This window comes from Streptantibioticus silvisoli (assembly GCF_027947535.2).
Classification (GTDB): domain Bacteria; phylum Actinomycetota; class Actinomycetes; order Streptomycetales; family Streptomycetaceae; genus Streptantibioticus_C; species Streptantibioticus_C silvisoli.
In genome coordinates this window covers 95070-119446 of the sequence record NZ_JAAGKO020000025.1, presented here as the reverse complement: position 1 = coordinate 119446, position 24377 = coordinate 95070, and the positions used below count along the sequence as shown (strand labels likewise).

The 24377-nt window shown below is 73.9% G+C and carries 9 protein-coding genes; 2 read left to right on the top strand and 7 right to left on the bottom strand.

The window, feature by feature from the left end:
- Positions 1-1081 precede the first annotated feature (1081 nt).
- Complete coding sequence (locus POF43_RS35325; protein WP_271324132.1) at positions 1082-3280, top strand: S53 family peptidase; 2199 nt, start codon at positions 1082-1084, stop codon at positions 3278-3280.
- A 116-nt stretch (positions 3281-3396) separates the two neighbouring features.
- Here POF43_RS35325 and POF43_RS18240 read toward each other — a convergent pair whose 3' ends face one another.
- Positions 3397-5007, bottom strand: a complete 1611-nt coding sequence (locus tag POF43_RS18240; RefSeq protein ID WP_271317466.1) for a ricin-type beta-trefoil lectin domain protein — start codon at positions 5005-5007, stop codon at positions 3397-3399.
- A gap of 2280 nt (positions 5008-7287) precedes the next feature.
- Here POF43_RS18240 and POF43_RS18235 point away from each other — a divergent pair.
- Complete coding sequence (locus tag POF43_RS18235) at positions 7288-8064, top strand: SGNH/GDSL hydrolase family protein (protein WP_271322346.1); 777 nt, start codon at positions 7288-7290, stop codon at positions 8062-8064.
- 111 nt (positions 8065-8175) lie between these two features.
- On the opposite strand, the gene POF43_RS18230 is transcribed toward POF43_RS18235, so the two are convergent.
- From POF43_RS18230 to POF43_RS18205, 6 genes are read right to left on the bottom strand one after another with little or no spacing between them, the layout of a single operon-like run.
- Entirely contained in the window at positions 8176-10080 is a 1905-nt protein-coding gene (locus POF43_RS18230; RefSeq protein WP_271322347.1) for an ABC transporter ATP-binding protein, read from the bottom strand.
- On the bottom strand, positions 10077-11285 hold the full coding sequence (locus POF43_RS18225; protein WP_271322348.1) for a glycosyltransferase: 1209 nt from the start codon (positions 11283-11285) through the stop codon (positions 10077-10079). The genes POF43_RS18230 and POF43_RS18225 overlap by 4 nt, the downstream gene beginning before the upstream one ends.
- Positions 11282-12094, bottom strand: a complete 813-nt coding sequence (locus tag POF43_RS18220; RefSeq protein ID WP_271314644.1) for an alpha/beta fold hydrolase — start codon at positions 12092-12094, stop codon at positions 11282-11284. Before POF43_RS18220 ends, POF43_RS18225 begins: the two co-directional genes overlap by 4 nt.
- A 3-nt stretch (positions 12095-12097) precedes the next feature.
- Positions 12098-12445 (bottom strand): acyl carrier protein, encoded by a 348-nt coding sequence (locus POF43_RS18215; RefSeq protein WP_271322349.1) that lies wholly within the window; start codon positions 12443-12445, stop codon positions 12098-12100.
- A complete protein-coding gene (locus POF43_RS18210; RefSeq protein WP_271322350.1) occupies positions 12435-16955 on the bottom strand; it encodes a type I polyketide synthase in 4521 nt (1506 codons plus the stop codon). Before POF43_RS18210 ends, POF43_RS18215 begins: the two co-directional genes overlap by 11 nt.
- Positions 16956-16960: 5 nt before the next feature.
- A complete protein-coding gene (locus POF43_RS18205; RefSeq protein WP_443732104.1) occupies positions 16961-24091 on the bottom strand; it encodes an SDR family NAD(P)-dependent oxidoreductase in 7131 nt (2376 codons plus the stop codon).
- Between the last annotated feature and the right edge of the window lie 286 nt (positions 24092-24377).

The window sequence follows — 24377 nt, the reverse complement described above, 5'->3', positions numbered from 1 at the left end:
GTCCTGGTGCGCGCCACCCGCGCGCACCAGGACGCCGGTTCGCCCGGCCGGAATCAGCGCCGTTCACCGCACCCACCGCCCGGCCCCGCACGGGCCCGTGACCGGCAGCGGCGGAACGCCGTCGTCGCCGCGCCGCGCTGTCGCCACTGCCCCGCCGTCACGGTCGCCGCGGCTCCCGCGTCGCCGGGCACGATCCCCGAGCAACGGCCGGCACCCCACCGGTGAGGACCACCCCGGTGCCGGTGCCCAGGTAACGAACGTCGCCCACCCGGTGCGGACACCCCCGGTGCGGCATCCGCGCCCGCTCGCGCGACCGCTCCCGCGACCGCCTCGGCGGAACAGAATCGTTTCCGCTTCGCGGGTTTTGTTGGCCTGTTTGCGTCGAATATTTCCGGCCGTTTCCTCTCCGTCCCGAGGGGATTCGCTTTCGGTGACCCCTGCGGAAATGCGGTGACTTTCCGGCGGCGGCTCATGGCGGCCGCTGTCCCGCGGTCGCGGAATGTCTTGTTCCTGGTTCGCCGGACGCGTACGACTTCCGGCGATCACCTCGACGCCGGTGCGACTGGGGGGTAGGTTTCCCCCGGGCTCGCCTTCACATCGTGGTTACATCATGGCCACACCGTTTCCGAGCGACCCGATCGAGATCGACCTGATCAGCAAGAATGCCAGGCGGCACCGCTGAGCGTCCGCCCGTGTGGCCACGCGGGCGCCTGAGTGAAGCGGTGTGATCCATTCCGTTTGAGGAGTTGTCCGGGGAGCGGTGCTCCGGTTCACGGGTCCGGTTTTCGGGGGAAGCCGTCGGGGGCGGCGACCGGAACCTTTGAGCCCTTCTGTTCCCGGAGCGAATCGGAGTGCTCGCGCCGTCGTTCCCGCGTGATGTCGCGGGAACGACGGCGCCGGGTGCCGGAAAAAGCCGTGCTTTTCCGGTGAGCGGGGCCGGCGGGCGGGAAGCCGCACCGTCGGTTCTCCCGCGCTCCGGCCCCTGTTCGCCCGCGGGCCCACCCGTACGCCGCACCTCCGCGTCCTGTCCGTCATCCACGTCCTGTCCGTCATCGCACCGCCAGGCCCGGAAGGATCTTTTGTGAAGTTCCTCGACCGCACACGCGGCACCGTCCGCGTGGGCGCCGTTCTGACCCTCGGAGTCGCGTTACTCGGCTGGGGGGCGACGGCCCAGGCCGCCGGCCTGCCGGGCCCGAGCGGCGCGCACCCCTACAAGACGGTGTGCGCCGGCACCGCCGCGGGGCACGCGCACTGCGACGCGCTCACGCGCACCGATGTGCGTCCGGTGCTGGAGAGCGCGCTGGGCACCACGCCCGCCGCCACGGTCGGCGGGTACGGACCGTCGAATCTCCAGAGCGCCTACAACCTGGCGGCGGCCGCCGCGGCGAAGGGCGCCGGCGAGACCGTCGCCGTCGTGGACGCCTACAACGACCCGAACGCCAACAGCGACCTGTCGGTGTACCGCGCCCAGTTCGGGCTGCCGGCCTGCACGGTGGCCAACGGCTGCTTCAAGGTCGTGAGCCAGACCGGCAGCACCACCGCTCTGCCGCCCAACGCCCCGTCCTCGGACGACTGGACGGGTGAGGAGTCGCTCGACGTGGACATGGTGTCCGCGATCTGCCCGAACTGCCACATCGACCTGGTCGAGGCGAACTCCACCAGCTACACCGACCTGGGCACCGCGATGAACCAGGCCGTGACGCAGGGCGCGAAGTTCGTCTCCAACAGCTACGGCGGATCGGAGAGTTCGGCCGAGACCTCCTACGACAGCGCGTACTACGACCACCCCGGTGTCGCGGTGACCGTCTCCTCCGGCGACGGCGGATACGGGGTCGAGTACCCGGCCGCCTCCCCGTACGTGACGTCGGTCGGCGGCACCTCGCTGTCCGCCGCCTCCAACGCCCGCGGCTGGACCGAGTCGGCCTGGTCCACCGCCTCGTACGAGGGCGCGGGCTCCGGGTGTTCGGCCTACGAGGCCAAGCCGGCCTGGCAGACCGACACCGGCTGCGGGCGCCGCACCGTCGCGGACGTCTCCGCCGACGCCGACCCGGCCACCGGTGTCGCCGTCTACGACTCCTTCAACGGTGAGGGCGGCTGGAACGTCTACGGCGGCACGTCGGTGGCCTCGCCGATCATCGCCTCCGTCTACGCCCTGGCCGGCAACCCGGCGGCCGGCACCAACCCGGCGTCCTACCCGTACGCGCACACCGCCAACCTGTACGACGTGACCAGCGGCGCCACCGCCAGTTGTTCCCCGGCGTACCTGTGCACCGCCGGCCCCGGCTACGACGGGCCGACCGGCCTGGGCACCCCGAACGGCACGACGGCGTTCGCCCAGAGCACCGGAACCGGCGGCTCGGCCAACGCGGTGCAGGCGTTCCAGGGCGCCAACGGTCACCTGTGGACCGCGACCTCGACCGGCGGCACCGACCTGGGCGCGGTCATGATGTCCGGCACCAGCCCGTCCATCACGGCACTGGCCGCCGGCGGCAACGAGATCGCCTACCAGGGCGGCAACGGGGACCTGTGGGTCACCTCGCTCACCGGCACCCCGGTCGACTCGCACCTGGGCATGATGAGCGGCACAAGCCCGGCGATCGCGGCCGCGGCGAGCGGCGGCTTCAACGTGGCGTTCCAGGCCAACACCGGCATGCTGTGGGACTACACCTCCTCCGACGGCCGCGGCACCAGCCTGGGCCAGGCCATGGTGACCACCAGCAGTCCGTCCATCTCCGCGCCGACCGGCGCCGCCGGCGGTTACGAGATCGCCTACCAGGGCAGCAACGTCGACCTGTGGGTCACCACGATCTCCGGCACGCCGATCGACTCGCACCTGGGCATGGCCGGCGGGACGAACCCGGCGATCGCGGCCGCGGCGAGCGGCGGCTTCAACGTGGCGTTCCAGGCCAACACCGGTTCCCTGTGGGACTACACCTCTTCCGACGGCCGGGGCACCGGCCTGAACCTCCCGATGCTGACCGGCACCAGCCCGGCCATCACCGCGCAGGCCTCCGCCGCCGACGGCTACGAGATCGCCTACCTGGCCTCCGGCACCGGATACGTCTCCACCACCTCCGCGGCCGGCACCGGCACCACCACGCTGAGCGCGGCCGGCGCGGCCCGCACCACCCCGTCCGTCACGACCGTCTCCGGCACGGTCGGCGACGTCGCCTTCCACGCCCCGACCGGCGACGTGTGGAACTACTCCCCGTCCACCGGCGCCCCCTTCGACCTCGGCTACCCGATGCTGGCGGGCACCAGCCCGAGCATCGCCCCGTAACCGTCCTGACGCACGACGGCGGGTTCACCGGTGACAGGACGTCACCGGTGAACCCGCCGTGCCGTGCCGTGCGCGGCCACCGGGGCCGGTCGCGGGCGGCGGTCAGCGCGTGGGCGTTACGGCAGCGTCCAGTGCTGGGCGCTGCTGCCGTTGCAGTCCCAGATCTGCAGCTGGGTGCCGGCCGCGGTGGAGGAGTTGGGGTCGTCGAGGCACTTGCCGGAGGCCGGGTTCAGCAGGGCGCCGTCGGACTGCGGCTGCCAGACCTGGGCACCGGTGCCGTTGCAGTCGTAGAGGTCCGCCAGCGTGCCGTCGGCGGTGCCGGCGGCGTAGACGTCCAGGCACTTGCCCAGGACCTGGAGGGTGTTGCCGGATCCGACGGTCCACTGCTGGGCGCTGCTGCCGTTGCAGCCCCACAGCTGGACCGGGTTGTAGTCGGCGGTGCTGGAGGACCGGTCGTCCACGCACAGCGACGAGTTGACGCCCGCGGTGATCGCCCCGGTCGCCCCGGTCGTCCCGCCGCCGGCCGACCCGTTGAAGGCGCCGAGCCCGTTGGGCGTGCCGAGTCCGGTGGGACCGTCGTAGCCGGACGAGCCGTTGCACAGGTAGGACGGGCTGCAGGAGCCGTCCGAGCCGGAGGTGACGTCGTTCAGGTCGCCGCGGTTGGCGTACAGCACCGAGGCCGCGTTGGAGGCGGGAGCGCCGGCCAGTGCGAAGACCGAGGCGATGATCGGCGAGGAGACGCTCGTGCCGCCCACCACGAACCAGCCGCCCTGCCCGTAGGTGTCGTAGACCGCGACGCCGGTGCCGGGGTCGGCGATCGCCGAGACGTCGGCGACGGTCCGGTTGCCGCAGCCGGAGTCCGTCTGCCACGACGGCTTGCCCTCCCACGACGAGCAGCCCGCGCCCGCGCCGGACCAGGCCGACTCCGACCAGCCGCGCGAGGAGGAGGCACGGTTCAGCGTGGTGCCGCCGGCCGCCACCACGTAGCGGGAGGAGGCGGGGAAGCTCACCCCGTAGCCGCTGTCGCCGGAGCTGGCGACATCGACGACTCCGGCGTGGTTGAAGTCGGCGTCCATGCTGGAGTCGCCCGAACCGTCGCCGGTGCCCCAGCTGTTGGAGATGAAGTGCGCGCCGAGCGAGACCGCGGTGTTCTGGGCGGCGGCCAGGTCACCGGCCTCCACGACCAGGATGTGGCAGTTGGGGCAGATCGCCGAGACCATGTCGACGTCCAGGGACGCCTCGGTGCCCCAACCGGTGTCGCCCGCCGGGTAGTTGCCCTGCTGGCCGCTCTGGTTGACCTTGCTGAAGCAGCCGTTGGCCGTCGTACAGGCCGCCAGACCGTACTGCGACCGGTACGTCGCCAGGTCCGACTCCAGGTTCGGGTCGTCCGCGTTCTCCACGACCGCCACCGTCGCGCCGCCGCCGTTCGACGACGCCGCGGAGGTCAGGTTGTAGGCGCTGCGCAGGTCCGAGGGGCCGTAGCCGGACGGCGTCGCGTGCGGGGACAGGGCGTTGGCGTGCACCGCGGTGATGTCCGTGCGCACCTCGGAGTAGCACACCGGGCCGCCGGCGTGCAGCGGCTTGGCGCAGGCGGGCGCGGTCGTGACGTGGCCGCTCGTGGCGGCGTGGGGCGCGGGCGCGGGCGCGGCCTGCGCCGCCACGGGGAACGCCAGGGCGATTCCGGTGGCGGCGGCCAGTACGGCCGCTCCGGGGATGAACTTTCTCAAGGGTTCCACCTGCTCGGGGTTGCCCAGGGCATCGCCGTGCCGCTGGAGGACGGAAACCGAGTGGTACTTGCCGTCACGGCGTCGACGGCACGCGCGGGTTTGCGGAGCTGTCGGGACGGTCGTGCTGATCGCCGGCGGAGGTCCGCCACGCCGGGCGACGCTGGGTCGGGAACGGCGGTCAGCCGTCCGACGACCCGGATCGGGAGAGCGGTGCGGGACGCCTCGGCGGGGCCGCTGACATCGTTGTCGGATGCGAAGGGGACGCGCCGAGGGGGAGCTGCACTGCCTTCATGGGGGGATCTCCCGAGCCTGAACCCGCGCGAGGCGGTGGAGGGTGCGCGGTGCGGACGGTCATCCCGAAAAGTAGCCACCGGACGTGGACACGTCAATGGTTCGGACCACGCCCGGAACGACGACGCGCCGACGCGCCGATCCGCGGTAAGTCCGGGCGTCCCACGGGTGTTTGCTCGGGTGTTTGCTCGGGTGGGTGTGGGTGTGGGTGTGGGTGTGGGTGCGGGTGGGGATGCCGGTGCGGATGCGGGTGGGGGTGCGGATGCGTGGTCGGCGGTGGGGGACGTCCGACGGACCGGCTGGGCAGCGAGGCGGTCGGTCGGGTCGGGGCGAGTTCAGGATGGGTTGCGTCGCGTTGCCAGGGGTGGCTGATGGAGTCAACTGCTGCGCGAGCGGGGCCTGTTGGCGTTGCTGGTCGGTGGTGTCGGTGGTGTCGGTGGTGTCGGTGGTGTCGGTGGTGTCGGGGGTTCAGGGGCCCGGAGTGCGCTTGGTTTCGGCCTGTTGGAGGACCGGGGGAACGCCCGGTCCGGTTGCCGTCCGACGTCTGCGTGGGTGCTGCCCAACGGGTCGGTGCGGCAAGGTCGTTCGGCGTCAGCCTTGTCGAGCGCCCGGCGGGGGAGCGCGGAGCGCCGCCGGGCGCTCACGCCGACCGGTATCCGGACCCGACCGGCCGCACCGGTGCCGGTCACCACCTCGCCCACCGAAAGCGCAAGCGCCCGCACCGGTGCCGATGACCACCGTTGCCCGCTGCCCCACCGCACCGGTGCCGTCCACCACCGCCCGCCACTCCGTCCGCGCCGGTGCCGTCCACCACCGCCCGCCACTCCGTCCGCGCCGGTGCCGTCCACCACCGCCCGCCACTCCGTCCGCACCGGTGCCGTCCACCACCGCCCGCCACTCCATCCGCACCCGTGCCGCCCCCGCCGGCGCAGCCACCCTCCTCGCGCAATTGCCGGTCGATCGCCCCCGGTTGCCGGTCGGCGGCAATCGCGCGTTCCGGGGCGGCTGATCCAGCGCCTCGGCCGGGCCCCGGGGCGGGGTCCGTCCGGTGGTTCGGGGTGGCTGCGCGTGGTTCGGGGCGTGGCTGGATTCGTGTTCCGGGCCAGGGCGGGGCCGGTGGCTTGTTCGGGGGCGGGGTCGTGGTGGGAATTTCGCCATCGACCGGATATCTGGGGTCGGATGCCGACCGGCCGTCTTTGTCCGGGTTGCGCGTCGGGTTTCCCGCCCGCTCCGGCGCGGAACCGTAACCGTCATGACAGCCGGTTTCCCGGTCCGGCGCATACGCGGCGTGCGGAGATCTCCGTGATGACCAGGCGGTATCCGGCTGAGCGGTGCGGATTCGTGAAGTCCGGCGGTATTTCCGCGCGGCCCAGGCGGATGTCGCGGCGCGCTCCGGAGAGGAGGGATCGTATACCGATTCCCGCTACACCGACCTGCGGCGATATTCGGACCGGCGAAGTGCCGCCGGCCGGCCGTGCCCGGTTCCGATGGGGTCGGAATATATCCCAATGCGGCGCAAAACCTTCTTGTCCGCCGGGTGTCCCTCCGGTCCGCCAGGAGGGCGAAACGGGCGCCACGTGGGCGGGTGACGCTCCGTCGACCAGTGGTGAAAATCCGGTGACGACGCCGGGGCCAAGTTTGTCAACCGGTGGCGGCAAGAATTCGCCATACGTCCACTATTGGTTTTCTCGTGCGCGGTCCCGCATTTTCGGCCGTGGGGCGAGGGTGTGCGCGAGTCCGTTACCGGCCTTCGCGCACCGCCTCCGTGGCGTGGTCGCGTCCTCGCGGAGCGTGCGTTTTCCGCCGCTGCGTCCCGGCGGCGTCCGGCCTGATTCGCGCAGTCGCGGCAATCGATCCGGCGAAAAACGTGATCGTAACCAAATAATTACCGCCCCGAGTATTCAGATCAATCTCCGGAACTGCTAATTATATTGCGTCCCATCCATCACTCCGGAGAGAAACTCGATGCGCAGATTAAGAGCACTGTTGGTGGCCGCTCTGACGCTGGCCGCCGGCTTCATGGTCGCGCCCGCCGCCCACGCGTCCGACGGCACCTATGCCGCGCTCGGCGACTCCTACGCGGTCGCGGTCGGCAGCAACACCTATGACACCCCGGCGACCGACTGCCGGCGGGGCCCGACGTCGTACCCGCGGCTGTGGGCGGCGCAGCACCCGTCGTACACCTTCGTGGAGGCGGCCTGCTCCGGTGCGACCACCGCGGACGTGATCAACACGCAGATCCCGCAGATCCCCTCGAACGCCACGCTGGTGACCGTTCAGGTCGGCGGTAACGACGTCGGCTTCGTGGACGTGCTGGAGAACTGCATCCTCACGATCAGCGACTCCGACTGCCTCAGCGGTGTGGCCCAGTCCGAGGCGGCGGCGCAGAACGTGCTGCCGGCCGCGCTGGCCCAGACCTACGCGGCGATCCGGGCGCAGGCCCCCAACGCGCGGGTCATCGTGGTCGGTTACCCCCGGCTCTACACCATCGGTGGCGACTGCGGGATCCTCGGCCTCAGCGACACCGAGCGCACCGCGCTCAACGGTGCGGCCGACGTCCTGGCGGGTGTGACCGCCACCGCGGCGGCCAACGCCGGCTTCACCTTCCTCGACGCGCGGCCGGTGTTCGACCCGCACAGCATCTGCTCCGGCAACGGTGAGTGGCTCAACAGCCTCGACTGGAGCAAGATCGACGAGTCCTACCACCCGACGGCCACCGGCTACGCCGACGGCTACCTCCCCGCGCTGGACGCCCTGACCGGCTGACATCGCGATCCCCGGCCGAACCGGGCCGGAGAACGGCGGAGGGCGCTCGTCCCTGACGGGACGGACGCCCTCCGCCGTGTTTCGTCGGCCGCTGCCCGGGCCGGCGGGGCCTCAGGAAACCGGTGCCAGGTCCTCGACCGGGTCGCCGTCCTCGCCCACCAGCATCTGGGAGGCGGCCAGTTCGCGGTACAGCTCGTCGTTGTCCACCAGTTCCTGGTGGGTGCCGAGCGCGCGCACCCGGCCGTGTTCGAGGACCACGATCTGGTCGGCCGCGGTCACCGTCGACAGCCGATGGGCGATGAGGATGACCGTGCACCGCCGGCCCGCCTGGTCGACCGCGTCGCGCAGCGCCTGCTCGTTGCGCGCGTCGAGCTGGGCGGTGGCCTCGTCGAGCAGCAGCACCTCCGGCTTGCGCAGCAGGGCCCGCGCGATCGCCAGCCGCTGCCGCTCACCGCCGGACAACTGCACGCCGCGGGTGCCGACCTGGGTGCGCAGCCCGTCGGGCAGCCGCTCGATCAGCGCGTCGAGCCGGGTGACCCGCAGCGCCTCGGCGATGTCCTCGTCCGTCGCGCCGATCGAGGAGTACCGCAGGTTGTCCTCGATCGTCCCCGCCATCACCGGCGACTCCTGCTCCACGTACGCGATGCGCCGGCGCACCTCGGAGCGCGGCAGCGTGGCGATGTCCACGCCACCGATGCGGATTTGGCCCGCCGTCGGCTCGTAGAACCGCTGGAGCAGTGCGAACATGGTGGTCTTGCCCGCCCCGGACAGCCCCACCAGCGCGGTCTGCGTGCCGCCGCCGACGGTGTACGTGACGCCGCGCAGCGCCTGGGCACGGCCGGCGTAGGAGAACTGCACGTCGTCGAACTCGACCGCGGGCGCGGTGGAGTGGGTGCGTACCGCGACCGGGGAGGCGTCGTCGACGTCCTCCTCGACGGCCATCTGCTTGACCTGCTCGATCCGGCCGACGGCGCCCAGGCCCTGCTGAAGCATGCCGGCGCCGGCGATGAGCGAGCCGATCGGGCTGGCCAGGTAGAACACGTAGAGCAGGAAGGCGATCAGCGCCGGCGCGGTCAGATGGCCGGAGGCCACCAGCGCGCCGCCGACGCCGAGTACCGACAAGAACGCCGCCTGGATCGAGACCCCGGACAAGATCTTCACCATGGCCACGTACCGGGCGGCGAGCAGCCCCGCCTGGTAGGAGCTCTCGATGGCGTCGCCGGCGGTCCCGGTCTCGCGCAGCTCGGCGCCGTTGGCCTTCACCGTGCGGGCCGCGCCGAGGGTGCGGTCCAGTGCCGCGCCGACCGCGCCGACGGACTGCTGGCCGCGGGCGACCGCCTCGCGGATGCGGGGCAGCACGAGCATGATGACCACGCCCACCACGACCATCACGCCGAGGGTGACGGCCAGCAGTTCGAGGTTGACCACGCCCATCAGAACCACCGCGCCGACCACGCTGAGCGCGCCGTTGGCCACCAGCACCAGTCCTTCGGTGGCGGCGCTCTGCAGCAGGGTGCTGTCGGAGGTCACCCGGGCGATGAGGTCGCCCGGCGGGCGGCTGTCCAGCTCCGGTACGCGCAGCCGGATCAGCCGGAACACCAGGTCGCGGCGTACCTGGCGCACCACCCGTTCGGAGGTGCGCTGCTGCCACCAGGACTGCAGGCCGGTCAGCCCGGCGCCCAGCACCACCAGCACGCCCAGCAGCACGATCGGGCCCACGACGCTCCCGCCGGAGCCGAGGGTGGCCAGCACGTGCTGGGCGACCAGCGGCTGGACCAGCCCGGACGCGCTGGCCACCAGCACCACCAGCAGCGTGCCGAGCAGCACCGCGCGGTGCGGGCGCGCGTACCCCAGCAGCGCCCGCAGCGGCGCGGTGCCCGGCGCGGTCCCGGCCGCGGTCCCGGCCGGGGGGCCTTGTGGCGGGGCGGCGGGACCGGGCGGCGCCGGCGGCTGGTCCGTGGCGGCCGGCGGCAGGGGAACCCCGGTGGAGGTACGGGGCTCGGAGGCCGTTGTCATGTCGGTTCCTCGCACTGGCGGTCGGTGGGACGGGCGGCGGGTGAGGCCGGTTCGGCGATGTCCACCAGCCGGTCGGCGGCGGTCACCACGCCGCCCGCGGCGCGGAAGGAGCGGCCGATCGACTCGGCCGCCGCCCGGTGACCGCCGGACGGGTCCAGCACGGTCTCGATCGCCGCGCCGAGCCGGGCCGCGTCCACCCGGGTGAAGCGCACCCGCACGCCCGCGCCGGCGTCGACCACCTGGCCGGCCACGATGGGCTGGTCGTCGCGGATCGGGGCGATCACCAGCGGTACGCCGTGCCACAGCGACTCGCACACGGTGTTGTGCCCGCCGTGGCAGACGACCGCGTCCACCTTGGTCAGCAGCTCCAGCTGGGGAACGTAGGGCCGCACCAGGATGCCGGGCGGCACCTCGCCGAGCGTGCCGCCCGGGTCGACGACGATGCCCTGCACCCGGTCGCCGAGGCCGTCCAGCGCGGTGACCGCCTCGGTGAGGAAGCGGGTGCCGGCGTCGAGGTTGGCCGTGCCCAGCGAGACCAGGACCCTCTTGCGGTCCGGGTCCAGCGCCGACCAGGGGAAGTCCGAGCGGTCGACGCGCGGGGCGATCGCCGGGCCCACCAGGTAGGTGCGCTCGTGCGGCAGTTCGGTCCCACCCAGCAGGTCGCGCCCGGTGAAGGCGATGACGGCGTGCGGGGAGAAGCGGGGGTCGCCGGTGGCCGACGGATCGCCGATCCGCCCGCGCAGCCCGGTCAGCAGCCCTTGCAGCCACGCGCCGACCTTGGGCATCCCGGCGAGCGGGTCGATCAGTTCGGCGGAGGTGGTGGCCGACGTGACGTGCGGGACGCCGCGGCGCTCGGCGACCAGCGCGCCGGCGACCGCGTGCTGGTCGGTGACCACCACGTCCGGGCCGAACGCGTCGATGGCGGCGTCCACCCCGGGGGCCATCAGGTCGGCGAGCGGGAGGAAGAACTCCTCCCACAGGAACTTGAAGGCGGCCGGGCCGGCCAGCTGCGGCGGCCGTACCAGCCCGCCGTCGGGCATGTCGCACCCGAAGACCGTCGCCTCGTCGCCGGCGAGCCGCGTGATCTGCTCCGGGTAGCCCGCCCAGGCCACCTCGTGGCCCCGGCCGGCCAGTTCCTCCGCGACCCCCAGGAGCGGGTTGATGTGGCCGACCAGCGGGGGGACGACGAACAGGAACCGGCTCACCGCACCGCCTCTGCCAGCGTGTGCCGCAGCACCCAGTCCAGCACCAGGTCGCGGGTCTCCTCGGTCCGCTCGACCAGGACCGAGTGGCCCTGCTCGGGCAGCACCACGACCCGGATCTCGGCCGGGACGTTGGCCTCCAGGTAGGACTTCTGGTCGCTCAGCCCGGACTCGTCGCCGAAGATGGCGAGCATCGGCCGGGTCAGCGCGCTCAGGTCGGCGTCGATGGTCCGGCCGGCCGCCACCTCCTCGGCCAGCGTGGTGCTCTCCAGGATGCGGCTGGCGCCGCGCGAGAGCCGCGCGGTGTGCGCGCCGTGGTTGTCGCGGATCCAGTCGATCGCCTCGTCGCGCACCAACTGCCGCTTGGCGGAGGCCAGTCCGACGGAGATGTGCTCGGTCCACACCGGCACCGGGGGCTCGGACTCGATGAGCGTCACGGTGGCCACCCGCTCCGGGTGCCAGGCCGACAGCCCCGCGGCGACGGTGCCGCCGAAGGAGTTGCCGACCACGTGCACGGGCCGCTTCTCCCCGAGCGCGTCGAGCAGCCCCACGAGGTCGTCGACGAAGTTCTCGACCCGGTAGCCGCTGGCCGGCCGGTCGCTGCGGCCGTGGCCGCGCAGGTCGTACATGATCACGTCGATGCCGGCCGCGGCGAACGCCGGGCCCAGCGTGAAGTAGTAGCTCGCCAGGCTGTCGGTGAGCAGCCCGTGGACGAACACGACCACGGGCGCCTCGCCCATCTCCTCGGGCGGGCGCACCGCGTCGAGCCGCTGGACGTGGGTGGTGATCGCACCGGTGCTGATCTTCGTCATCGCTCAGCCACGCTCGGTGGCGCGCAGGGAGGCGACGACGTGGTCGACCAGCTGGCCGACGGTCAGCGCGATGATCTCGTCCAGCTCCAGGTCGGCGATGAACGCCGCGAAGTTGACGCGGTCGCCGTAGTGCTCGCGCATCGTCCCCGACAGGCTGACCAGGTCGACGCTCTCCAGTTCGAGGTCGTCGTGGAAGGTGGTCGCCCGGGTGATCTCGGCGTCGTCGAGGCCGTACTCCTCCAGCAGCTCCCGCAGCATGCCCGCGAGGTCCGCCAGGACCACGTCCGGGTCGGCGGCCAGCGGGGCGCGCTCCAGCTCGTCCACGGTGGACCCCGTCGTCTCAGTGCCCATGTCGCTCTCCTGTCTCGTCGGTACCTGTCGTCCAGGCGACCACGTACTCCCGCTCGGGCAGCCCCGGCGGATTGGTCAGGCGGCTCACCCGTACCTCGTGCGCCGCGCCCTCGATCACCACGCGCAGCCGCCCGTCGTCGGCGGCCACCACCTCGTAGTCGGCCGGCCTGCCGCGCAGTCCGGTGCCGCGCTGCTTGGCGACGGCCTCCTTCGCCGCCCAGAAGCGGGTGAACCAGACCGCCTCGTCCTCGGCGGAGCCGGCCACCGTGGCGTCGAACAGCGCGAGTTCCGCGGCGCCGCACGCCGCCGCCACCGTGGTGCGCGGCCGCTCGGTGACCACCTCGACGTCGATGCCGCACGGCCCGCGCCGGGCGATGGCCACCCCGGTCTCCGCGCGGTGCGCGATGGAGACGACCAGGTCGCCGACCTCGCGCCCGTGCACGCCGCGGGCGTACGGCCGGCCGGTGTCGTCGTTGCGGACGGCGACCTCGGCCGGGTAGACGTCGCCGGCGCCCTCGTCCCACAGCAGGCCGCGCACCGCGTCCTTGGCGGCGATCCGGCCCAGCAGCCACTGCCGCCTGCGCACCGGGGACAGCTCCTCGTACCCCTGGCGTTCGGCGCTGCCCAGCATGTTGCGCATGATCAGCTCACGGGTCGCCAGGTCGGGCCAGCGCTCGTGCACCACCGACCAGCCCTCGGGCCGGGCGGTCGACAAGGTGTTCGCGCCGGGGAAGCGGTCCACCGCGCGGATGCCCTGGTCGGTGTCGAACCGCCGGTCCGCCCAGCCGCTGAACTGCGCCCACACCCGGCCCCGGTGGACCAGCTGCATGTCCGCCACGAGGGTGGTGTCGGTCACGCCGGTGATCCGGATCAGGCACTCCAGCCGCTCGCCCGCCGGCGGTTCGGCGCCGTGGAAGGTGATGCGGTCCATGCCCACCGGGAAGACGGTGGTGCGCTCGGTGAGCCGGTCCATGATCCAGTAGCCCAGCAGCTGGCCCACGTTGTCCATCAGCGCGCCGGGCGCGCCGGGCGCGGTCAGGATGCCGCGTACGTGGTGGTCGCCGATGGCGGTCAGCTCGCTGACGCCCTGGAACCGCGGCCCGTGGAACATCCACCGCTCGGTGTAGAGCTGTTCCGCGCGCAGCGCCGGAGTCCGCTCGGTGGCCGGGTCGAACGTCCACGGCTCGGCGGGGTCGGCGTAACGCGGCGCCAGCTCCACGATCGCGCGGGAGGTACCCTCCAGGACGACCTCGACCCGGTCCGCCGTCAGGCGGGTCACCGACAGCGGTACCTCCACCGCCGGGATCGCCACGATCCACTTCTGCAGTCGCACCCCGTGCACCGCGACCGCCCGCCTGCCCGGCACCGCCTGCTCGGCGACCTGCATCAGACGGGTGATCACCGTGGTGGCCGGCACGATCGGCCAGCGGTCGGCGTCGTCGGGCCAGTCCGGCCGCTGCCGGAAGAAGCAGTGGTCCAGCAGGTACGGCATCTCCTCGACGCCGAACCGCAGCGCCGCCGGCACGGCGGGCGCGGCGGGCGCGCCGGCGGGCACCGCGGCCGGCCGGGCCGGCGGCCGCACCGGGCCGCGCGGCACCGCGACGCGGCCGGCCGGGGCGGCCCGTCCGGCCCGCGCGCCGATCAACTCGTTGGCGACGCTCGCCGTCTCGTGCAGCAGCGCCGACAGCTCGGCGGCGACCGGGTGGTGGCCGCCCGCCCGGGCGAGGCGTGCCAGCACCGGTTCGCCGGTGACCGCCGGGCCGCCCACCGCACCGGACAGCACGCCGCGCGCTTGCTGCGGCAGCGAGACCAGCGCCCCGCCCAGGTCCAGCCGGACACCGCGCCCGGCGGCAGCCCGCGCGCTCGGCGCCGGCGCAGCCGCCGGCGTCGTGCCCGTCCCGGCCGTCGCCAGCAGCGGTACGCAGTCGGGCGAACCGCCGTCCACCCACAGCGCGGTGACCACCCGGCGCAACTGCGCCAGGCTGTCGCGCGCCGAGGCGTGCGCGGAGACCGTCAGGTGCTCCTGGTGGGACAGGGTGCTGTCGACCAGCGAACCGAGCTGGCCCGCGCCCAGCTGGACGAACGCGCGGAAACCCGCGTCGTACATCGCCGAGATCATCAGGCGGAAGCGCACCGGCTCCAGCAGATGGCGGACGAACAGCTCCTCGACCGCCTCCGGCTCGTCCGGGTAGGGCGCGACGGTCGTCGCCGACCACACCGGCGTGGTCTGCGGGTGCAGCGTGTACGTCTGCGCCGCCCGCCGGATCGGATCGAGGTAGGGGGCAAGCATCGGGGTGTGGAAGCCGGAGCGGAACGGCAGCACCTGCCCGATCACGCCCCGCGCCCGCATCGCCAGCACGATCTCGCCGACCGCCTCCTCCGGGCCGCAGATCATCGACTGGTTGGGGGCGTTGTCGTGCGAGAGCACCACGTCGGTGCGCTCGCCCAGCACCTGGAGCACCTCGTCGGCCGTCATGCCGAGCACCGCGAAGGCGGCACCGGGCACCTGGAGCGCGTCCGGGTCGAAACCGGCCAGGAACGCGTCGACCTCGTCCGCGGCGTGGATGCCGCCGCAGGCCATCGCGGTCCACTCCCCGACACTGTGCCCGGCGACCGCGTCCGGCACGACACCCAGCCGGCGCAGCGAGGTGTCGAGCATCCGGCCCAGCTGGAAGACGGCCGCGCCGTGCCGCCCGACGTCACCGACCCGCGCGTCGCTGCCCAGCGTCCACTCCTGCCCGAGCCAGGCCGCCAGGTCCGTCACCCGCGGCTCGAACTCCGCCTCCAGGCCCGGGAACAGGAACGCGGTACGGCCGCCGGCCGCACCCAGCAGCGGGCTCGGGCTGAACCACACGTCGCTGCGCCCGCGCCACGGCTTGCCGCGCAGCACCGCCTTGCGCGCCAGCGTCAGGCGCCGCTCGGTGGGGTCGACGATGCCCAGCCGCGCCGGTTCGTCCACCGCGGTCCGCTCGTCCAGGCCCGCGGCCAGCACCGCGGAGTCCTCGCGGTCCAGCAGCGCGGCCAGGCCGGCGGCGTCGGGCGCGGCCAGGCGCAGCACCCGCTCCGGCTCGGTGACGACGAGGCCGGCGGTGCGGGTGGCCGGCACGGTGGCCGGCTGCTCCAGCACGACGTGGGCGTTGATGCCGCCGAAGCCGAAGGCGTTGACCCCGGCCCGGCGCGGCGCCCCGGTCTGCGGCGCCTTCCACGGGCGGGCCTCGGCGAGCGGGGCGAACCGGGTGGTCTCCAGCGCCGGGTTGGGGTCGTCGCAGTGCAGGGTCGGCGGGAGCACCTGGTGGTGGATGGCGAGCGCGGCCTTGATCAGACCGGCGATGCCGGCCGCCGGCATGGTGTGGCCGATGTTGGACTTCACCGAGCCGATGGCCGCCCGCTCACCGTCGGCGGGGCCGAACACCTCGGCGACCGTGGTCAGTTCGGCGCGGTCGCCGGCCGCGGTGGCCGTACCGTGCGCCTCCAGCAGGCCGATGGCGTCCGGCGCGGCCGGGTCCAGGCCCGCCGCCTGCCACGCCTGCCGCACCGCGCGGATCTGGCCGCCGGGGTCGGGGTTGAACAGGCTGGAGGAGCGCCCGTCGGAGGCCACCCCGGTGCCGGAGACCACCGCGTAGACGCGGTCGCCGTCCCGCTCGGCGTCGGCCAGCCGCTTCAGCACCACGATGCCGGTGCCCTCACCGATCAGCACCCCGTCCGCGTCCCGGTGCAGCGGGCGGATGCGCTCGCTGGGCGACAGCGCGCCCAGCTGGCTGAAGACGCTCCACAACGTGATGTCGTGGCAGTGGTGGACGCCGCCGGCCAGCATGACGTCGCACCGGCCGGCGCCCAGTTCGCGCACCGCGTGGTCGACCGCCACCAGCGAGGAGGCGCACGCGGCGTCCACGGTGTAGGCCGGGCCGCGCAGATCGAGCCGGTTGGCCACCCGGGAGGCGGCCAGGTTGGGCACCAACCCGATGGCCGACTCCGGCTGCTCGGGCCCGAGCTGGTCGGCGAACGCGGCCCGCACCTGCTCCAGCCGGGCGTCGTCGAGCTCGGGGGCCAGCTCGCGCAGCGTGCGCACCACCTGGTTGGCGGTACGCACCCGCTGGTCCAACCGCACCAGACCCGGCGTCAGATAACCGCCGCGGCCCAGCACCACACCGACCCGCTGCCGGTCGGCCGGCAGCACCGCCTCACCGCCGGCGTCCGCGATCGACTGGTGCGCCACCTGGAGCGCGATCAGCTGGTCCGGCTCGGTACCGGCCACCGAGGTCGGCATGATCCCGAACCGGGCCAGGTCGAACTCGGTGTCCTGGTCGACGAACCCGCCGCGCCGGCAGTAGACGCGGTCCGCCCGCTTCGGCCCGTCCGGGGCGTAGAACTCCTCGTCCCAGCGCCCGGCCGGCACCTCGGTGATCGCGTCGACGCCGTCGACGATGTTGCGCCAGTAGCTGTCGAGGTCGCGGGCACCGGGGAAGAAGACCGACATGCCCACGATGGCGATCGGCGTACGCGTGGTCATCGCGTTCACCAGCCGGAGGCGGTGTAGACCACCGCGTGTGCGGTCGGCGCGCCCCAGGCCAGCTCGCGCAGCAGCGCCAGCGGGCCCTCGTCGGGGTCGATCAGCGCGATGCCGCGGGCGGCGTAGGAGCGCATCAGCTCCGGGGTCACCATGCCGCCGTTGGTCTCCGCGGCCGCCCACGGGCCCCAGTGCACGGTCAGCCCGCGCCGCTGCGTGGTGGACCAGCGCCGGCCCATCTCCTCCAGCGCGTCGTTGGCGGCGGCGTAGTCGCACTGGCCGCGGTTGCCGAGCGCGGCGGCGATGCTGCCGAACAGCACCGCGAACCGCGGCCCGGCCGGCAGCGTGTCGACCGCGTCCAGCAGCGCCTGGGCGCCGTCGACCTTGGTGGAGTACACCCGGCGGAAGGACTCGATCGACTTCTCCGCGATCAGCTTGTCCTCGATGACGCCCGCCGCGTAGACGACCCCGTCGAGCCTGCCGTGCTCGGCGTGGATGTCCTTCACGGCGGCCCGCACCGCCTCGGTGTCCAGCACGTCGACCGAGTGGTAGCGCGCCCGGCTGCCCAGCTCGCGCAGCGTGGCGAGCGTGGCGCGCACCTCGCGTGCCGCCAGCACCGCGGAGACCTCCCGCTCGATGCGGGCCGGCGACTTCATGCCGGCGGCGATGAACGCCGCCCGCAGCCCGTCGCGGTCGGCCGCCCCGGCGGTCGCCGGGTCCTCCTCGTCGGCGGGCACCGGGGTACGGCCCATCAGCTCCACCCGGCAGCGGCTGGCGGCGGCGACGGTCCGCGCGAAGCGGGCGGTGATGCCCCGGGCACCGCCGACCAGCAGCACGACCGATTCGCTGTCGAGCCCGGCGGCCACCGCCTCGGCGGCGCCGTCACCGGCCGGTCCGGCACCCGTCGACCCCAAGGTGCCCAGGTCCGTCAGGCTCAGCCGCAGCGCCCGCCGGCGTCCGCCGTCGGCCAGCACGACCGGTTCCCGCCCGGCGGCGGCCAGTTCGGTGATCACCGCGCCGGCCACCGTCTGCGCGCTGTCGTCCGCGCCGACCTCCACCAGCGTCGAGGCGACCTCGGGGTATTCACGCTCCAGCGTGCGGAAGAAACCGCGCAGCCCGCTCGGCGCACCCGCACCGCGGCGCTCCACGGCGACCAGCCGCCGCGGACCGCTCGCCAGCACCGCCTGGAACAGCGCGAACGCCTCCGGCAGCGGGGACTCCTGCGCGTCGAGCGCGTCGAGGTACACCACGGTGTCGGCGAACCGCTCCGGGACGGCACCGGCGGCCACCACCTCGGCGTGCGCACCGGCGGACTCCAGCGACTGGGCCACCGCTGCGGCCGCCGCGCCACCGCCCAGCAGCGTCACCGTGGCACCGGCCGGCAGGACCGCACCGGCGTCCGGCAGGTCGAACTCGGTGAACTCCAGCCGCTGCGGCGCGATGATCTGCGCGCCCCCGGTGGCGTCGGCCTCCGCGGCCACGGCGGCAGCGGTCGCCGCAGGCTCCCCGTCCTGCCCGGCGGTCCTGGCCACCAGCAGGCCGGTGATGCCGGCGGCGGTGCGGGCGGTGGACAGTTCGTCGAGGTCGGTTCCGGCGTCGAGGGGCAGGCCGAGGCGGGTGGCGAGTTCGCCGGCGATCTCGGCGCGTTTGATGGAGTCGACGCTGAGGTCGGCCTCGAGGTCGAGGTCGGGTTCGATCATCTCCACCGGGTAGCCGGTCTTCTCCGCCACCACGCTCAGCACGGTCTCCAGGACCACGGCCGGCGTCAGCGCCTGGCTCGCCGCGGCCGGCGCGGCCGGTGCGGCGGTCCCGGCCACGGCGGCGGACCCGAGCCGGGGGACGAGCAGGCCGGTGATGCCGGCGGCGGTGCGGGCGGTGGACAGTTCGTCGAGGTCGGTTCCGGCGTCGAGGGGCAGGCCGAGGCGGGTGGCGAGTTCGCCGGCGATCTCGGCGCGTTTGATGGAGTCGACGCTGAGGTCGGCCTCGAGGTCGAGGTCGGGTTCGATCATCTCCACCGGGTAGCCGGTCTTCTCCGCCACCACGCTCAGCACGGTCTCCAGGACCGACGCCGCGTCCCGCACCGCCGGCGCGGCGGCGACCGGCTGCGCCGCGACGCTGGTCACGCTCTGCACCGCGGCGGGCAGCGCCGCCAGCGCCACCGGGGCCGGTGCGGCCACGGCCGGGACGGCGGGTATGCCGCCCGCGGCGCCCAGGTAGCTCAGCAGCACGTCACGCTGCGCCGAGACCATCTCCCGGCTGGTGCGCAGGAATTCGGCGATCAACGCGTCCGGGCCGGACGTCGGCACGGCGGTCAGGGGGTGGTGGTCCGACACGATCAGCTCCGTGACTGGGCGGGCGGGCTGCAGGGCGTTCGGGGGGATGGTGCCGTCGGCACGGCGCAGCAGGTGGCCGTCGACGGTCCAGCCGGCGGGCCGCACCACCGGCGCGGTCTCCGCGTCGACGGCGTCGCGGCCCTGGAAGAGCGGCGCGGTGCGCAGGTTCACCCCGGCGACGGCCAGCTGGGCCAGCGCGGTCAGCAGACCCCGCAGACCGGCGTCGCGGCGGCCCTCCAGGGCGACCGTCCGGTGCGGCCGGTCGCCGAGCACGGCACCGACCAGCCGGGTCAGCACCTTGCCGGGGCCGACCTCCAGGAAGACCCGGGCACCGGCCTCGTACATGGCCTCGATCTGCTCGGTGAAGCGGACCGGGGCGCCGATCTGCGCGGCGAGCCCGGCGCGTACCGCGTCCGCGTCCGCCGGGTAGACGCCGGCGGTGCGGTTGGACCACACGTCGAAGGCCGGCGGGTGGATCGTCAGGGTGTCCAGGTGCCCGGCGAAGACCTCGCCCGCACCGGCCACCAGCGGGCTGTGGAAGGCGCACGCCACCTGCAGCGGCCGCGCGGTGAACCCGGCGTCCCGCAGCTGGCCGACCGCGGCCCGCACCTGCTCGGTGGCGCCCGAGATGACGGTCTGCTCCGGCGAGTTGCGGTTCGCCACCACCACCGAGCCGTCCAGGCCGGCCAGCCGCAGGACCTCCTCGACCGGCTCCGGCGCCGCGCTGACGGCCGCCATCGAACCGGGATCGCCGGAGGCCACCTGGCCCAGGATCGCCTCGGCGCGGCCGGCGCTGGAGGACAGCACGTCCTGCGGGCTCAGCGCCCCGGCGACGCCGAGCGCCACCAGTTCGCCGTAGCTGTGGCCCGCGGCCATCGCCGGGCGCACGCCGAGCGAGCCGAGCAGCTCCGCGGCGGCCAGCTCCACGATGCCGAGCACCGGCTGGGCCACGGCGGTGTCGGTGATGCGTGCCAACTGCTCGTCGGTGCCCCGCTGGTCGAAGGCGGCCGGCGGGTAGAGCACGTCCGCCCAGCGCTCACCGAGTTGCAGGTAGCGCTGCAACTCCGGGAACGCCACGAACAGTTCGGCCAGCATGCCCGGCCGCTGACTGCCCTGGCCGGGGAAGAGGAAGGCCAGCGTGCCGTTGCCGGCGTCCGCGTCGGCGGTGAAGATCCCCGCCTTGGCGTCCTGCACGCCGTCGGCCGCCCGGCGCAACTGCTCCGGCAGCGCCGCCAGGCTGTCGGCGACCAGCGCGATGCGCACCGGCTCGCCCCGCTCCGCCGCGAGGTCGGCGCGCCGCGCCGCGCTGCGCGCGTAGTCGCGCAGCCGCCACGCGTCCCCGCGCTCCACCAGCTCCAGCAGCCGGCGCACCGAGCGGCGCGCCGCGTCGTCGTCGGTACCGCGGAAGGTGAACAGCTCCGCGGGCCACTCGTCGAGCGCGTGCGGGGCCGGGGTCTGGTCGTAGGCGCGCAGCACGGTGTGGAAGTTGGTGCCGCCGAAGCCGAACGCGCTGACGCCCGCGACGCGTTCGGCCGGGGCCGCGGCCCACGGCCGGGCGCCGGTGTGGAAGACGAACGGGCTGTCCTCGCCGTTCCAGGCGCTGTTGGGCCGCGTGACGTGCAGCGTGGGCGGCTTGATGCCGTGGTAGAGCGCCAAGGTCGCCTTGATCAGGCCGGCCAGGCCCGCTGCGCACTTGGTGTGGCCGATCTGCGACTTCACCGACCCGATCGCGCAACTGCCCGGCTGGGCACCCGCTTCGGTGAACACCGCCGTCAGCGTGGCGAGTTCGGTGCGGTCACCGACGACCGTCCCGGTGCCGTGCGCCTCGACGAGGCCCACGTCGGCGGGGGAGACCCCGGCGTTGCGGTAGGCACGGGTCAGCGCGGCACGCTGGCCCTCCGGGCGCGGCGCGGTCAGCCCCAGGCCCCGCCCGTCGCTCGCGCTGCCGACCCCGTCGATGACCGCGTAGATCCGGTCCCCGTCGCGCTCGGCGTCCGCCAGCCGCTTCAGGGCCACGCATGCGACGCCCTCGCCCAGCGCGATGCCGTCGGCGGCGGAGTCGAAGGTCGCCGAGCGCCCGGTCGGCGACAGCGCGTGCACCGAGGAGAACAGCAGGTAGTCGTTGATGCCGTTGTGCAGGTCCGCGCCGCCGCACAGCACCAGGTCGCTGGTGCCGGTGACCAGTTCCTTGCAGGCCACGTCGACCGCGGTCAGCGAGGAGGCGCAGGCCGCGTCGACGGTGTAGTTGGCGCCGCCCAGGTCGAGCCGGTTGGCGATCCGCCCGGCGATGACGTTGGCCAGCATGCCGGGGAAGGAGTCCTCGGTCAGCCGCGGCAACTGCTCGTCGAGTTCGGCCGGCACGGTGGGCAGGTACGCCGGCAGCACCGAGCGCAGCGCGCTGGCGTTGGACAGGTCGCTGCCCGCCTCGGCGCCGAACACCACCGAGGTGCGCGCGTGGTCGGTGCCCGGACCGGCGTAGCCCGCGTCGGCCAGCGCGCGCCGCGCCGCTTCCAGGGCCAGCAGCTGAACGGGTTCGATGCTGCCCAGCGAGGCCGGCGGAATGCCGTAGCTCAGCGGGTCGAACGGGATCTCGGGCAGGAAGCCGCCCCAGCGCGACGGGGTCCGCTCGCCGTCGCCGTCGGGCGAGTAGAACACCTCCGGGTCCCAGCGCTGGACCGGCACCTCGGTGACGCAGTCCTGGCCCGCCAGCACGTTGGCCCAGAACGAGGCCAGGTCCGGCGCGCCGGGGAACATGCCGCCCATGCCGACCACCGCGACCCGCAGCGGCGCCGGCGCCGGCTCCTCGGCCGGCCCGGTCAGGCCGAGTTCGGCCCGCAGGCCGGCGGCCCGGGACCGCAGCCAGCCGGCCGCGCCGTCGCCGACCGATCCGTGCAGCGCGGCGATCGTGGTGACCTCGTCGCGCAGCACGACGACCTCGCCGGCCATGAACATGCCCTCGTCGCCCTGGCGTTCCTCGCCGACGTCGAGCAGGTCGGCGCCGACCCGCTCGATGCCCTTGCTGGCCAGCCGCAGCCGTCCGACGTTGAACTGCTCCAGCCGCTCCCACACCTCCCGGTCCGGCACGCCCTGGCCGTGCAGCTCGCCCTTCAGGCCGGCGAACTGCGCGGTGAACTCGCTGTGCGCGCAACGGGTCGCGTGCCCCGGCGCGGTCTCCAGCAGGTCGGTGCGCTCGGCGGCGACGATGTGGCGCTGGAAGAGCGGCAGGATCGCGCCGGCCCGTACCGCCTCCTCGGTGAACAGGTACCCGGTGCCCATCAGCACGCCGATCGGGACACCGGCGCGGGTCAGCGGGGCGGCCAGCGCCGCCACCATCGCCGCGGACCGCTCGTCGTGCACCCCGCCGGCGAACAGCACGGTCAGCTCACCGGCCGACTTCGCGCCGGGGCCGGAGACGAAGTCCAGCAGGATCTCGACCTGGGCCTGCCACAGCGGGAAGCTGTTGCGCGGGCCGACGTGCCCTCCGCACTCCGCGCCCTCGAAGATGAACCGGCGCGCACCCGCGGCCAGGAACTGCTTCAGCAGCCCCGGCGACGGCACGTGCAGGAAGGTGGCGATGCCTTCCGCCTCCAGCGCGGCGGCCTGCGCCGGCCGGCCGCCCGCGATGATCGCGTGGGTCGGTTTGACCTCCCGCACGACCTCCAGCTGTGCGGCCCGCAGCTCCTCGTCGGCGAAGCCGAGGATGCCGACACCCCAGGGCGCGTCGCCGAGGGCGTCACGGGTGCGCTCCAGCATCGAACGGGTCTGCTGCGCACCGGAGAGCGCCAGGGCGAGGAAGGGCAGCGCGCCGTCCGCCGCGACGGCGGCGGCGAATTCCGGCTGGTCGCTGACCCGGGTCATCGGTCCCTGGGCGACGGCCAGCCGGGTGCCGAGGGCAGCGGCGCCGGCCGAGCCCGCGCCCAGCGCGGTGGCGGGCACGTCGTCCTCGACGGCGGCGGCCACCGCCTCCCGGATGCCGCGCACGACCTCGCTCACCGTGCTCCAGCGCCGCGCGAACGACGCGGCGAGGAAGGCGTCCTGGCCGACCGGCAGCAGCTGCGTGCGCAGGTCCTCGGAGCCGATCATGGCGAGGAAGCCGGCCTCGTCCGCCGGGATCTCGGGGGCGCCCGGGCCGCGGCGGCGCAGCACGCGCACCCCGTGGTGGCGCACGGTCTCCGAGCCGTCGAGCCCGGCCAGCGCCTCGGTGACCGCCACCGGCAGGCCGGCCTCGTCGAGCAGTGCGAGCTGGGTGTCGAGCACGACGCCCGCGGCGCCGCCGGCGATCGCGGCCGCCGCGGTGTGCGGGCCGATCCCGCCGCACGCCCACACCGGGAGGGTGAACCGCGGGTCCGCGAGCAGCTGCTGGAGCAGAACGAAGGTGCTCAGCTCGCCGGCCCGGCCGCCGCTCTCGGTGCCCCGCACGATCAGCCCGGACGCGCCGTCGCCGGCCGCCCGCAGCGCGCCGTCCCGGTCGGTGACCTCCACCAGCACCCGGCGGTCGCCGAACTCCCCGGCCGACCGGTCGGGGTCGGCGAGCAGGACCGTGTCGACCCGCTCGGTCAGGTCGCCGGCGGTCACCCCGCAGCCGGGACGGACCCGCACGCCGAAGGGCAGTGGCGACCAGCGGCTGGTCCGGTCGATGACCTCCGCGACGGCCCTGGGGTCCCCGGGCAGTTCGAGGACACCGAGTGCCCCCGCTCGTGCGGCGGCGGCGGTCAGCCGTGGCGACGGCCGGTGTACCGGATTGACCGCAATGACCAAACTCGACCGTGAGGTCACAGTGGACTGGCCGGGCTCGGGCATCCGCATGAATTCCCCCGACTAAGGCTCGTATGACGGCGACGACGCCTTGCAGTTAACTGGGGGACTTTCGCCACGGTCAACTGCGGGCCCGGCGGCCGACGGGACTCCGGGTCGAATTCGCGAGCCGTGGTAGGTGCACACGGAAATGCCGTCGCAGCGCAGCCAACAGGTGCTTCTCGCGGCCGTCATCCGAGTGCAATCTGAGCGACATCTTGTGGCCGACCACACACTCCCACGGCATTGTGACCAAGCTCACAGGATTGGGTTGGTCAATCCGATGCCGGATTTACGT

Excerpts from the sequence above, each read along its gene's own strand:
- POF43_RS18220 (WP_271314644.1), bottom strand. The coding sequence starts at position 12,094 with ATGACGAAGATCAGCACCGGTGCGATCACCACCCACGTCCAGCGGCTC.
- POF43_RS18205 (WP_443732104.1), bottom strand. The coding sequence starts at position 24,091 with ATGCGGATGCCCGAGCCCGGCCAGTCCACTGTGACCTCACGGTCGAGT.
- POF43_RS18210 (WP_271322350.1), bottom strand. The coding sequence starts at position 16,955 with ATGACCACGCGTACGCCGATCGCCATCGTGGGCATGTCGGTCTTCTTC.
- POF43_RS18230 (WP_271322347.1), bottom strand. The coding sequence starts at position 10,080 with ATGACAACGGCCTCCGAGCCCCGTACCTCCACCGGGGTTCCCCTGCCG.
- POF43_RS18215 (WP_271322349.1), bottom strand. The coding sequence starts at position 12,445 with ATGGGCACTGAGACGACGGGGTCCACCGTGGACGAGCTGGAGCGCGCC.